General features: G+C 62.3%; 13 protein-coding genes. 3 read left to right on the top strand and 10 right to left on the bottom strand.

The window, feature by feature from the left end:
* Positions 1–155: 155 nt before the first annotated feature.
* The 4 genes from HUV26_RS14300 to HUV26_RS14285 are packed head-to-tail and all read right to left on the bottom strand — an operon-like array spanning position 156 to position 3,571.
* Positions 156–1,124, bottom strand: a complete 969-nt coding sequence (locus tag HUV26_RS14300) for a polyprenyl synthetase family protein (RefSeq protein ID WP_174410811.1) — start codon at positions 1,122–1,124, stop codon at positions 156–158.
* A 39-nt stretch (positions 1,125–1,163) separates the two neighbouring features.
* The gene (gene mqnB, locus HUV26_RS14295; RefSeq protein WP_174410810.1) at positions 1,164–2,006 is read right to left on the bottom strand and encodes a futalosine hydrolase; all 843 of its coding nucleotides are present in this window, start codon (positions 2,004–2,006) and stop codon (positions 1,164–1,166) included.
* The gene (locus HUV26_RS14290; protein ID WP_174410809.1) at positions 2,003–2,203 is read right to left on the bottom strand and encodes a hypothetical protein; all 201 of its coding nucleotides are present in this window, start codon (positions 2,201–2,203) and stop codon (positions 2,003–2,005) included. Before HUV26_RS14290 ends, mqnB begins: the two co-directional genes overlap by 4 nt.
* Before the next feature lie 54 nt (positions 2,204–2,257).
* Positions 2,258–3,571 (bottom strand): nucleotide sugar dehydrogenase, encoded by a 1,314-nt coding sequence (locus HUV26_RS14285; protein WP_174410808.1) that lies wholly within the window; start codon positions 3,569–3,571, stop codon positions 2,258–2,260.
* 29 nt (positions 3,572–3,600) lie between these two features.
* Between HUV26_RS14285 and HUV26_RS14280 the strand changes: the two genes are divergently transcribed.
* On the top strand, positions 3,601–3,828 hold the full coding sequence (locus HUV26_RS14280; protein ID WP_308483164.1) for a DUF2065 domain-containing protein: 228 nt from the start codon (positions 3,601–3,603) through the stop codon (positions 3,826–3,828).
* Between the two features lie 7 nt (positions 3,829–3,835).
* Here the strand turns inward: HUV26_RS14280 and HUV26_RS14275 are convergent, their stop codons facing one another.
* Positions 3,836–4,615: a ubiquinone/menaquinone biosynthesis methyltransferase gene (locus HUV26_RS14275; protein WP_174410807.1), complete on the bottom strand. Its 780-nt coding sequence runs from the start codon at positions 4,613–4,615 to the stop codon at positions 3,836–3,838.
* Between the two features lie 13 nt (positions 4,616–4,628).
* Positions 4,629–4,808 (bottom strand): hypothetical protein, encoded by a 180-nt coding sequence (locus HUV26_RS14270; RefSeq protein WP_174410806.1) that lies wholly within the window; start codon positions 4,806–4,808, stop codon positions 4,629–4,631.
* An 878-nt stretch (positions 4,809–5,686) separates the two neighbouring features.
* On the opposite strand from HUV26_RS14270, the gene HUV26_RS14265 reads away from it, so the two are divergent.
* A complete protein-coding gene (locus HUV26_RS14265; RefSeq protein WP_174410805.1) occupies positions 5,687–6,409 on the top strand; it encodes a phosphatase PAP2 family protein in 723 nt (240 codons plus the stop codon).
* A 126-nt stretch (positions 6,410–6,535) separates the two neighbouring features.
* On the opposite strand, the gene HUV26_RS14260 is transcribed toward HUV26_RS14265, so the two are convergent.
* From HUV26_RS14260 to HUV26_RS14245, 4 genes are all read right to left on the bottom strand, one after another.
* On the bottom strand, positions 6,536–7,243 hold the full coding sequence (locus tag HUV26_RS14260; RefSeq protein ID WP_174410804.1) for a DVU0298 family protein: 708 nt from the start codon (positions 7,241–7,243) through the stop codon (positions 6,536–6,538).
* Positions 7,244–7,456: 213 nt separating this feature from the next.
* Positions 7,457–7,798: a DsrE family protein gene (locus HUV26_RS14255; RefSeq protein ID WP_174410803.1), complete on the bottom strand. Its 342-nt coding sequence runs from the start codon at positions 7,796–7,798 to the stop codon at positions 7,457–7,459.
* 41 nt (positions 7,799–7,839) lie between these two features.
* On the bottom strand, positions 7,840–8,301 hold the full coding sequence (locus HUV26_RS14250; protein WP_174410802.1) for a hypothetical protein: 462 nt from the start codon (positions 8,299–8,301) through the stop codon (positions 7,840–7,842).
* A gap of 51 nt (positions 8,302–8,352) precedes the next feature.
* On the bottom strand, positions 8,353–10,164 hold the full coding sequence (locus tag HUV26_RS14245; protein WP_174410801.1) for a DEAD/DEAH box helicase: 1,812 nt from the start codon (positions 10,162–10,164) through the stop codon (positions 8,353–8,355).
* Between the two features lie 239 nt (positions 10,165–10,403).
* Between HUV26_RS14245 and HUV26_RS14240 the strand changes: the two genes are divergently transcribed.
* Entirely contained in the window at positions 10,404–11,501 is a 1,098-nt protein-coding gene (locus tag HUV26_RS14240; protein WP_174410800.1) for a putative NPN-dependent ornithine cyclodeaminase, read from the top strand.
* Positions 11,502–11,519 lie beyond the last annotated feature (18 nt).

Raw genomic sequence — 11,519 nt, 5'->3', positions numbered from 1 at the left:
TGCGAATTCATTATGAAATTTCGTTTCATGGGCATAGCCCGCCTGCCATGTCGGTTTCTGCCGCGCCGGGAAGGAACCGGGGCAGAAGTGCCCTTTTACCCCGCATGGAAAAAGGGCCGGTGCCAGCATGCCGGAAGCGTGGTGCGGGTGTGCCGTTAATGGGACCTGCTTCGTACATACTCCATGGTCTGGGCGAGCACCGTGCGTTCTGCGCAGTCCGGCAGGGCGTTCAGTGCCGTGCGGGCGGTGGCGAGATAGTCTTCCGCCAGCGTGCGGGTGCGCGCGTCCAGACCCTGCTCGCGGATGGCGGCGGCAACAGCCAGCACCTCCGCTTCTGTAAACATACCAGTTTCGAATTTTTGCACAAATGATTTGTGCGCGTCGCCGGTGAGGTTTTCGAGATACATGAGCAGGGGGGGGGTGAGTTTGCCTTCGCGCAGGTCTCCGGCAACGGGTTTGCCGATGTCTTTGGCGGAAGGGGCGAAGTCCAGCGCATCGTCCACTATCTGGAAGGCGATGCCGAGGTGCATGCCGAAGAGGGCGGCGGCCTCTTCCTGCGTTTTGTCCGCACCGGCGATGAGCGCGCCCAGTCGGCAGGAGGCCTGAATAAGGTAGGCGGTTTTGCCCTTGATGATGTCGATGTAGGTCTGCTGCGGGTGTCCCGTGCTGCGCAGGTAGGCAATTTCTGCGATTTCGCCGGTAACGGTTTCCACAATGGCTTCCGAAATGCAGGCCGTGAGGCGCGGATTGCCGTAGCGGGCAACGATGGCGTTGGCAAGTGCCAGCAGCGCATCGCCCGCGAGCACTGTTTTGGTGTTGCCGAACATGGTATGGGCGGCAGGGGTGCCGCGCCGCAGGTCGGCATCGTCTATGATGTCGTCATGCAGGAGCGTGGCGGAGTGGAGCAGTTCCACCGAACAGGCGAGGGGGTAGACATCATCGCCTGCATAGCCCAGCGCGCGGGCTGTGAGCAGGGTGAGCAGGGGACGCAGACGCTTGCCGCCCGCTTCCAGCACATGGGCCACCACGGGCTGCACCAGCGGGTTGAGACCGGCGGTTTCACGCTCCAGAGTGGCGTTTATGCGCGGCTGTTCCGCAGAAAGATAGGCTATGAGTTCTCGCATGACGGTATGGTTCCCGTTGGTTGGGTTCAGGGCTACAGCTTATATGAAAAGGGACCGTGCCGCTGCGCCCAGTGCGGCAAGGGCTTCATCCAGCTTCCAGTCTTCCGGCGCGCGCGACCCCACCACATTGGAGACGGTGCGCAGTTCCACGAACGGTATGCCCGCCTGCAGGCAGCCCAGCGCAAGGGCAAAGCCTTCCATATTCTCCGTGAGCGCGCCGTAGGTACGGTGCAGGTCGGCGGCGCGCTGCGGGGTGGCACTTACGCCCGCCACGGTGATGCTGGGTGCGCACGCGGCGGCGGGTCTGTTCAGGCCCATGCGGGCGATGTCTGCATGGGGGGCAAGGTCCACGCGGTCCCACACGGTGCGGGCAGGCGGAGCATCTTCTTCATCGCCGGATTCCCACAGGGGAAAGGCGATGCCGCGCGGGTTCACATCGAGCCACGGGGGGGCACCGTCTCCATCGGAACATGAGGTGCCGCAGGGGGAGGAGGTGCCGGCGGTGCCGGTGATACAGGGTGCCTCTGCCACGGTGCCGCATCGTCCGGTATGATTGGCACGCAGGCCGTATTCCGGCCAGATTTCCCTGTCCGCCAGCACGGCAGTGCCCAGAGGCAGGATGGCGGTATCGAAACTGCCTGCCACGCCCAGATTGATGACGCCGGTGACGCCGAAACATTCTCCGAGAATGCGCCCCAGCGTGAATGAGGCATTGAGCGGCCCCACTCCCGTTACGGCGAGCAGGCACAGGTGCTCGTTTATGGGCGATTCGCACCACTGTCCTTGCACGGGTAACTGGCAGCCGACGCGTCCGCGTCCGTTAAAGCCTTTGAGGACGGCCTTCATTTCCTTTTGCGTGGCAGTGGCGAGCAGCAGTGTCATGCGCGTTTTTCCAGAACAAAGTTCACCAGTTCACCATTCTGCCCGCAGACGCTGCCCGCGGGGAGGATGTGTGCCTCCACGATGGCCGCGTCGCGCACCTTGGCGATGCGGCCCAGACGCTGCCGGTCTTCCTGCCGTGCCTGCGCGATGATGCGCTCGCCCGGCTGTGCTGCACGAAGGCGCGAACTCGCCTCCATGAAGCCTATTCAGCAATCGGCCCAGCAATTGATGACCGGGATATCCTGCATGGCCTACAGCCTCCAGAGGCAGAAACCCGCGTCGCGCACGGATTGCGGCGGGAACATGCCTTTGATGTCCAGCAACAGAGGGGACTGGGGGTCTGTGAACCATGTCTTGAGCTGCACGGGGTCCATGGCCCGGTACACATCGTGCGCCACAGCGAGGATGAGGGCATCCAGCCCGGTGAAATCGCTGAGGGGCGAAAGCTCCAGCCCGTATTCGTGCCGGGCTTCTTCGGCGTCTGCCACGGGGTCGTGCACCAGCACGTTCACGCCGTAGTCGCGCAGTTCGTTCACCAGATCAATGACCTTGGTGTTGCGCAGGTCCGGCACGTTTTCCTTGAAGGTGAAGCCCAGTACACCCACGCGCGCGCCCTGAATGAGACGGTTGCGCCGGATGAGCTGCTTGACGCAGCTTTCTGCCACGAACTTGGCCATGCCGTCGTTGATGCGGCGGCCCGCAAGGATGACCTGCGGGTTGTAGCCGATGGCCTCTGCCTTGAAGGTGAGGTAGTAGGGGTCTACGCCGATGCAGTGCCCGCCCACCAGACCGGGACGGAAGGGCAGGAAATTCCATTTGGTGCCCGCCGCCTCCAGAACCTCCAGCGTGTCGATGCCCAGCTTGTCGAAGATGACGGCCAGTTCGTTCATGAGGGCGATGTTCAGGTCGCGCTGGGTGTTTTCTATGACCTTGGCGGCCTCTGCCACGCGGATGGAGCTGGCGCGGTGGACGCCCGCCCTGACCACCGAGGCGTAGAGGCGGTCCAGTATGTCCAGCGTGCGTGCATCGGAGCCTGCCACCACCTTGACGATGGATTCCAGCGTATGGACCTTGTCGCCGGGGTTGATGCGTTCCGGCGAGTAGCCCACGGTGAAGTCGGCCCCGAAGCGCAGGCCGGAGCAGCGTTCCAGCACGGGCACGCATTCTTCTTCGGTCAGGCCGGGGTAGACGGTGGATTCATAGACCACGATGCAGCCGCGCGACATGTGACGGCCCACGGTTTCCGATGCCAGGAGCACGGGGGTGAGGTCCGGGTTGCGGTGGGAATCTATGGGCGTGGGCACGGCCACGATGATAACACCCGCGCGGGCCAGTTGCGCCGGGTCTGTGGTGAAGGCGGCCTTGCTGAGGGCAAGGCGGGAGTCTTCCACTTCGCCTGTGCGGTCGTGCCCGCCGTTCAGTTCCGCCACGCGGGAGGCGGAGATGTCGAAGCCTATGGTTTCGAAATGGTCGGACAGGGCCACCGCGAGGGGCAGGCCTACGTAACCGAGGCCGATGACTGCGACAGGGGCCTTTTTTTCCGCAAGCTGTTCAAACATTATCATGGTGTCCTCGCCTGTGCTGCGGGCTGGACATGTTCCGGAGGCTGTGGAACAACGTGCCCATGCACATGGACTGGAATCTTTTTGTTACCGCGCTGGGGCTTGCGCTTGTTCTGGAAGGGTTGCCCTATGCCCTTTTTGCCGAAAAACTGCCCGCCGTGCTTGCCACCCTTGCCCGGCGCGGTGCTCCTTCTCTGCGTATCATGGGCCTTGCCGCCATAGGTGCAGGGGTGCTGCTGGTGTGGCTGGCCCGGGGGTAAACAGTCTCTAGCCCCGTTTTTCCGCCACGTGCAGGTACACGATGCCGGATGTCATGGGCTTGTAGAAGGCGCGGTAAAAGCCCGCGTCCATCATTTCCTGCACCAGTTCGTCCGCTGTGGGAAAGGCCATGATGGTGTCCGCAAGGTACTTGTAGGCACCGTCGTCGCCGGAAATGATCTTGCCTATGCCCGGCAGGACGCTGTTCAGGTACCAGTTGTACAATCCCATCCACACCGGGTGCTTGCCGGTGCCGAACTCCAGTATGCACAGCCTGCCGCCGGGCACAAGCACGCGGTGCAGTTCCCGGAGGGCATCTTCCCTGGGCACGATGTTGCGTATGCCGAAGGCGATGGTGGCGCAGTCTACGCTGGCGTCCGGCAGCGGGAGCGCGCGCCCGTCTGCCTGCACGGGCATGATGCGGGTGCTGCGCCCTTTTCTGGCTATCTTGCCCGTTCCCGCCGCCAGCATGGGGTGGCAGTAGTCCAGTGCGGGCACGGTGACGCCCGGATGCTGGCGCAAAATTTCCAGCGAGACATCCATGGTGCCTGCCGCAAGATCCAGCACCCTGCCCGTGGGACCGGGGAGAAGCTGCCGTACGAGCTGCTGCCGCCAGTAATAATCCATGCCCCCGCTGAGCAGGTGGTTCAGGAAATCGTACCAGCGGGCAATGCGCCCGAACATGCCGGACACCTGCTCCGCGTGGCGCGCATGTTCCGTGTATGCCGAGGCGGGAGTATACTGTGGTGCTCCGGCGGCTGTGCCGGACTGGGGTGCGGTATGCTGCATGGGAGCCGTGCGCCTACTGTGCTTCTTCTTCCGCAGGGGCAGGCGTGTAGCCGCCCTCGATGGTGTTCAGAATGACCTCGTACACGGCGGGGAATATTTCCGTGATGTTCTGGGGCGATACCCGGCCCGTTTCAATGAACTTCACGACAATTTCCTTGGTAACCTGCAAGGCTTCTTTCTGGAGTTTCTCCACGAACGCCGTCCTTCTGCGTATGCCGATACTTCTCGGCGGCGGGCATCCTTTCCGCTCGGCTCACGGAAGGGACGGCATGCCATGCCGCCGTTTGATGACAAAAAACCGCCCGTGGGGGAATGGTTCAGACCGACGCGATCAAAACCGGGCGGAACAAAAGAAAGAAACCTGCGAAGCCACTTCCTTTTATTTTCCGCGCTGTATAGCACTAAGGCAAACGGTAGTCGAGAGCGGTTTTCGGCTGCCCGCACGGCACTGGGCCTGAGATGCGGGGGCTGACACCGCCGGGGGGTATCCCGAAAGGCATATTGAAAGGTATCTTGGAAGGTGTCTTGAAAGGTGTTCTGAGAGGTTTCTGGGGGCATTTTGGAGAGTGTCTTGGAGAGTTTTGGGAGAGCTTCTTGTAAGGCGTATGGGCAGACAATTGGTGAGGGTGAGTGCCTTGGAGGTGGCGGTGCAGGCAGAGCGCGGGCATGATGCGGCGGCAGGGGATTATCCGGCACGGGGAAGGTTGTACCGTGGGCGGAAAACACGTATATGAGCACGGCGCACCATACCCGTATATGCGGATGCCTGAGCGGGCAGGCGGGATGGACCATGGGATACGGCTATGCCCGGTATGTTCAGCATTACCCGGCGTTCCCCGGTATTCCCCGTTATTGCCCGGCAATGCCCGCGATTGCTCAGGATTGCTCAGGATTGCTCAGGATTACCTGACGAGAGAGACGTTTCCAGAGAATACCCGAACCTGATAATCCCGGCAGCCCCCGACAGAACGGGCAGACCCCGGCTGAACAGGCAGCCCCCGGCTGACTCCGTCAGACCCTGACAAGACTGGCAGGACTGGCTGACTGCACGGGGGAGCACTGGAGATGATGATGAGCTTTGCAACACCGGAGTGGGATCTCTCCCTCTTTTTTCTGCTGAACGATACATGGCGCAGCGGCGTGCTGGATGTGGCCATGCCGTTGTTTTCCAACAGCCTGCTTGTGTGGGGGATAGCCGTGGCCTGCTTTGCCGTGGCCGGGTGGCGCAGCAGGCGGTGGAAGCCGCTGCTGGCGGGGTTGGTGCTGGTGGCGCTGGCAGCCGGTGCCGGAGACCTGACCTGCAATGTGCTGAAGAAGGAATTCGGCAGGGTGCGGCCCCACAACGCCATGGCGGGCGTGCGCTACGTGGAAGACGGCCAATGGCAGCAGCGGGCTGCCGACTTTGTTCCGCAGAAGTCGCGGGGCAACTCCTACGTTTCTGCCCATGCCGCCAATTCCGTGGCGGCGGCGGGCATGGCCGTGCTGCTGTGGCCCCGGTTGCGCCTGCTGTGGCTGCTGCCGCTGCTCATAGGGTATTCCCGCGTGTACCTGGGCAAGCATTATCCTACGGATGTGCTGGGCGGCTGGCTGACCGGTGCTGCTGTGCTGCTGGTGCTGTGGCCGCTTGTGCCCCGGCTGGTTCTGGATTTTGTGCGTGGCGTTTCGCAGCGTTCTGAGGCGGGGTCGCAGGATGATGTCTCCGGACAGGTGTCTGGACAGGTATCTGGACAGGTACCCAAACAGGCATCGGAACAGGCACCGGACAACACCGCCGGAGTCATAACCGGGTCATAGCTGCCATGTGTCACCGCGCGCAGTGACAGGGTTGTCCCCTCTGCCACGCTTGTCATGTCTGTCATTTCAGGCAGTTATGCCATTGGGTAGAGCGTGTTGCGCTTTTATTCCCGTTCGTCACCGCCGCTATGCAGAGGACGTGTGTACGGGTTCTCCCATGCTTTCCAGCGCCTGCGCCGCAAGCCCGCTCACGGTGGAGCAGACCATGGTGCGGTTTTCGAAAAGTTCCACGGGCGTGTCGTCGTACAGCAGGGTGCGGACCTTGTCCGCTGCCTCGCGCGCCCGCAGGATGCCCAAAGCCCATGCCGCCATGCCCCGTCCGGGGCGGTGTTTATCCTCCAGCCCCCACGACAGGGCGCGTACCGTGTTGCCCATGAGGTCTGGATGCGCCTGCGCGAGTCTGCCCAGTCCCCAGTAGACGGACGCGCGCAGGGGGGGATGGTCCAGATAGTTATCGTCTTCCGTGGTTTCGCGCACGTAGGAATGCAGCATGCGGTTGTATTCGTCCGCCAGCCTGCGGTGATTGGCCATGATTTCCGCCATGGTTTCCGGGATGCCCCAGCCGATGTTGCCGGATTCTTCGTTCATGTGCCACAGCAGGCGGCGCATGACCACCCGCGCCTGTTCCATGTTTTCATCCGCCATGCGGGCCACAGTAAGGCCCAACGCGGTGGCGGCGCGCCACTTCATCTCTCCCCCGAACAGCAGAAAGGACATGAGCGGTCCCACGGTTTCTCTGCCGGGAAGGGCGAGCAGCTGAGGCAGGTTTTCCTGCCAGTCCTCTGCCAGAAGCAGGCAGCGCAGGGTTGTCTTGAGGGAACGGAAACGGGCCATATATCGCCTCCCTTGTTGGCGCAGGTTCGGGCTTTGTAACAGCAGGCGTTAGCGAGCCGGGACATGAAGAGTAACCATTTTTGATAACAGGGCAATAGGGCCGGGATGCGGACGGCAGGCGGGAGCAGGCTGCGCAGGCGCGAAAAAACCCCGCTCCGGCAAGGCAGGAGCGGGGTGCGGGGCAGGTTGACAGGCTGCGGAAAAAGCGCCGTGTTACGGCTTGACGTAGGCGAAGCCCTTGCGTTGCAGGTTCACGATTTCCACAATGCCTGCGGGGATGATGGTACACGCCGGGTGCAGCCATTCGGCCGTGAGGCCGAACTTGTTCATGGCATTGTTGCACACGCGGATGCTTACGCCTGCCGTGTGCAGGTCTTGCAGAGCCTGCGCCTGCGGGCTGTCTTTGCCCATGAGCTTGATGCCGGGGCCGTTGACCAGCAGGACGGCGGTGAAGTCCGCATCCGGCAGGGCCTTGCGGTAGTTCTGAATATTGCTGATGGCGATATTCAGTTCCGCCTCGGAGTTGTCGAAGTGGAAGAGGGCGTCGTAATGCATAAAAAATCCTCTTTTGCGGGCATGCGCCACTGTTCGGAGGTTCAGATGAGCTTGTCGAATATGAGGTTGAACATGGCCCGGATGCCGAGGGCGGTTTTCAGCCGTGCGCGGTCGCGGGCAGGCGAATCTTCCATCAGCAGGTCGGTGACGAACCGGGCAACTTCTGAAAAGTCTTTGTCCCGGTTTATTTGCAGCAAGGTGGCGTACACCTCTATGCTGCGCAGCAGCAGGGTGACTTCCTTGTTGGAGCCTTTGGCGGAATAGGAATAGCGACTGATGAACTCGTCAAAGACCATGTCGCGCTCTGCGGGAAACGACTTTTGCAGGGCAAGGCCCCACAGGGCGATGAACAGGGCCGAAAATTCGCGCACCGCCTTCCGTTTTTTGAGGAGGTGGTGCCTCTTCACTCCCAGAATGGCGAGTTCGTGTTCAAAGCTGTACGAGTCGAGCAGCGCGGAAAAGGTGCGTATGAGTTCGTCGCTGGTGTACTGGGTTTGGTGCACTGAGGAAAACATCCTGTAACGGCCTGTAGCGGGTGGATGATGGAGCGGATATTATTCCGGCTTGGCCTGTGCAGGCTTTTTGCGTCTGCGCGGGCGTTTTGCGCGCGCGGGCTGCCCGTCTGCTGTTTCAGCCTGCTGCCGGGTGCTGCCGGTATCGGCATTGTCCGGCCCGGAAGCCTTTGCATCGGAGGTATCCTGCCTGCGGGAGCCTTCTGCGGGCGCGTTGTCCCGTGCCGGGCGGTCGTCGCCGGAGCGGGGTTCTTCCCGATACTCGCCGCGCGAAGGTCTGCCGCCGTCTCTGCGGGATTTGCCGGAGCGCTGTGATCCGCGACTGTTCCTGCCTTCTCTGCTCTCCCTGCTTTCTCTGCTTTCTCTGGCACTGCTGCCATTGTTGGCGGACGTCTGCTCCGGTTCCGGGGCAGGCGGCGGCGTGTGCAGCGTTGCCTGATACAGTTCATCCAGCAACTGCGCAACCAGCGACAGCTGTTCCTCTTCTGCCAGCAGGGTTTTGAGCAGCGGCAGGAAGCGCTTCATGCGCTCCTTTTCCAGCCCGGTTTTCTGGCGCAGGCGCGCTTCCAGCAGAGCGGTCATGCGCTGCCCTGCCACGGCCGCCACGTCTTCGTCCGTGGGGGTGGGACGCTGCTCCATGGGGATTTTGTAATGCTTGGCGATGCGCTCAAGCTCCATCTTCTGCATGATGTCCACAAGCGAGATGACTTCGCCGCTGGCACCGGCGCGTCCTGTGCGCCCTGCGCGGTGGATGTAAGATTCGCGGTCTTCCGGCGGCTCATAAAGGATGACGTGGGACAGGGCGGGGATGTCTATGCCGCGTGCAGCCACATCGGTGGCGACGAGGAAGCGCACTTTGCCGTGCCGCAGTTTGTCCAGCACCTGCTCGCGCTTGCTCTGGGAAAGGTCGGCGGAAAGTTCGTCCGCATCGTACCCGAAGCCCTGAAGAACGGCAGTGACGTAATGCACGTTGGCCTTGGTGTTGCAGAAAATGATGGCGGAGGTGGGGTTTTCCATCTCCAGCACGCGCACGAGCACCCTGTCTTTTTCCATGGGCTTGGCGCTGAAATAACTGTGGGTGGTATCCGCCACATGCACCTGACGGTGGCTGAGGCTGAGGATGCATGGCTGGTGCATGAATTCGCCTGCAAGCTGCACCACGTGGGGCGGGTAGGTGGCGGAAAGCAGGGAGGTGGAACGGCGCTTGGGCAGGTAGCGCTTGATTTCGCGCATGTCCGGGTAAAAGCCGATGGAGAGCATGCGGTCCGCTTCGTCAAAGACCAGTACGCGCACGTTGCCAAGGTCCATGGTGCGTCGCAGCAGGTGATCTAGTATGCGCCCCGGCGTGCCCACCACCACGTGTGCGCCCTGCCGCAGGGCATCCAACTGCTTGCCGAAACCGACGCCGCCGTAAACGCAGCAGGTGCGCAGCCCGCAGCCCGTGAGCAGGGTTTTTGCCTCGTACTCCACCTGCAACGCCAGCTCGCGCGTGGGCACCAGCACCAGCATCTGCACATGGGGCTTGGAAGGGTCCAGCCGCTCTATGGCGGGGAGCAGGTAGGCGCCGGTTTTGCCGCTGCCGGTGCGGGACTGCACCATGATGTCGCGGCCTGCCAGCTGGTAGGGGATGGAACGCGCCTGAACGGGCATGATGCTCTTCCAGCCTGCGTTTTCGCAGGCGGCGCGCATGGCGGCGGGAAGGTCTGCCAGCGTGACGGGGGGGAGCGCGTCTTCCGGCTCCTCTATGTCGGTGATCTCCGCAGCGATGCGCTCGGCGGGGTCCAGTTCCGCGGCAGGTGCCTGCGGTTGCTCGTCTGTGGGGGCGTTGTTCTGGTCTTCGGGAAAATTGGTCATGCGTGTATCCTTGCTGTCGCTCCAGAGGGCGATGAAATGAAAGAGCCCTTGGGGCCACCAAGTAACATAGCAGACAGGTGGGGGAGGCTGCAAGTGTGGCAGGTGAGATTCCCGGCACGGGACAGGAACCTGAAACGACAGGAGATGCAATGGGTATGCGCGTCCTGTTTCTTGTGGCGGCAACGGCGGCGTGGTAGGATGGCGGTGCGTATTCTGTTTTCAGTGCAAGGAGGTGTGCCATGTCTCTGTTTACTCTGCCCGCGTTCCGCCACCCGGATTTTTCATCTGCCCCGCTGAGGGACGCGCCCACGGCGCAATTTATGCCCTGCCCTGCGGACGGCATGGCACCGCCGGACTTTCATGCAACGTCCATTTTTCCCGAGTACGTGCACATGACCCCCGGAAACTGGGTGCTGCTGCGTAACTCGCGCATGGATTGCGTGATACGCAGGGCGGGCGAGGCGGCAGAGGTGGTGGAGTTCCGGCGGCTGAAGGCGGGCGATGTTGTGGCGGTGGGGCGGGGCGAGAACGGTGAGGACGGGATTCTGGTGCATGCGACAGGGTTTGCCGAAGCGGCGTCCGCCTGCGGCGGGGAGACTTTTGCCTTTCGCACCTCCACCAGCCGCGAGACCTCGTTTTCCATAGACTATGACACCCTGTACGACATTCTGCGTCATGACAGGGAGAAGGGGTATATTGTGTGGGTGGGCGGGCCTGCGGTGATCTTTGATTCCGATGCGCGCAGGGCGTTTTCTTCGCTGGTGCGCAAGGGCTATGTGCATGGTCTGCTGGCGGGAAACGCCCTTGCCACCCATGATCTGGAAGGTGCGCTGTACGAGACCGCGCTGGGGCAGGGCATATATTCCAAGAAACAGGCGGCCATGGGGCATTATCACCATCTGGACGCCATAAATACCATCCGGGGATATGGCTCAGTGGAAGAGGCGGTGCGGCAGGGGGCGGTGCGCGACGGCGTGATGCGCGCGGTGGTGGAACAGGGCGTGGAGTATGTGCTGGCGGGGTCCATACGCGATGACGGCCCGCTGCCCGGTGTGACCGCCGATGTGTATGCCGCGCAGGACGCCATGCGCGCGCTGGCTTCGCGGGCGACCACGGTGGTGGCCATGGCCACGCAGCTGCACACCATTGCCACGGGCAACATGACGCCTTCCTATCAGGTACTGGCGGACGGTGCGGTGCGGCCCGTGTATTTCTTTATTGTGGATATGTCTGAATTTGCGGCGGGCAAGCTGGCGGACCGGGGATCGCTCACCGCCCACGCCATTCTGACCAACGTGCAGGATTTTATTGTGAATCTGGACAGGGCGCTGGACTGAGCATTGGCATAACGCACC

This window comes from Desulfovibrio psychrotolerans (assembly GCF_013340305.1).
In the GTDB taxonomy this organism is placed as follows: domain Bacteria; phylum Desulfobacterota; class Desulfovibrionia; order Desulfovibrionales; family Desulfovibrionaceae; genus Halodesulfovibrio; species Halodesulfovibrio psychrotolerans.
The sequence above is the reverse complement of the archived record's forward strand: the minus strand, read 5'-3'. Positions and strand labels throughout refer to the sequence as shown.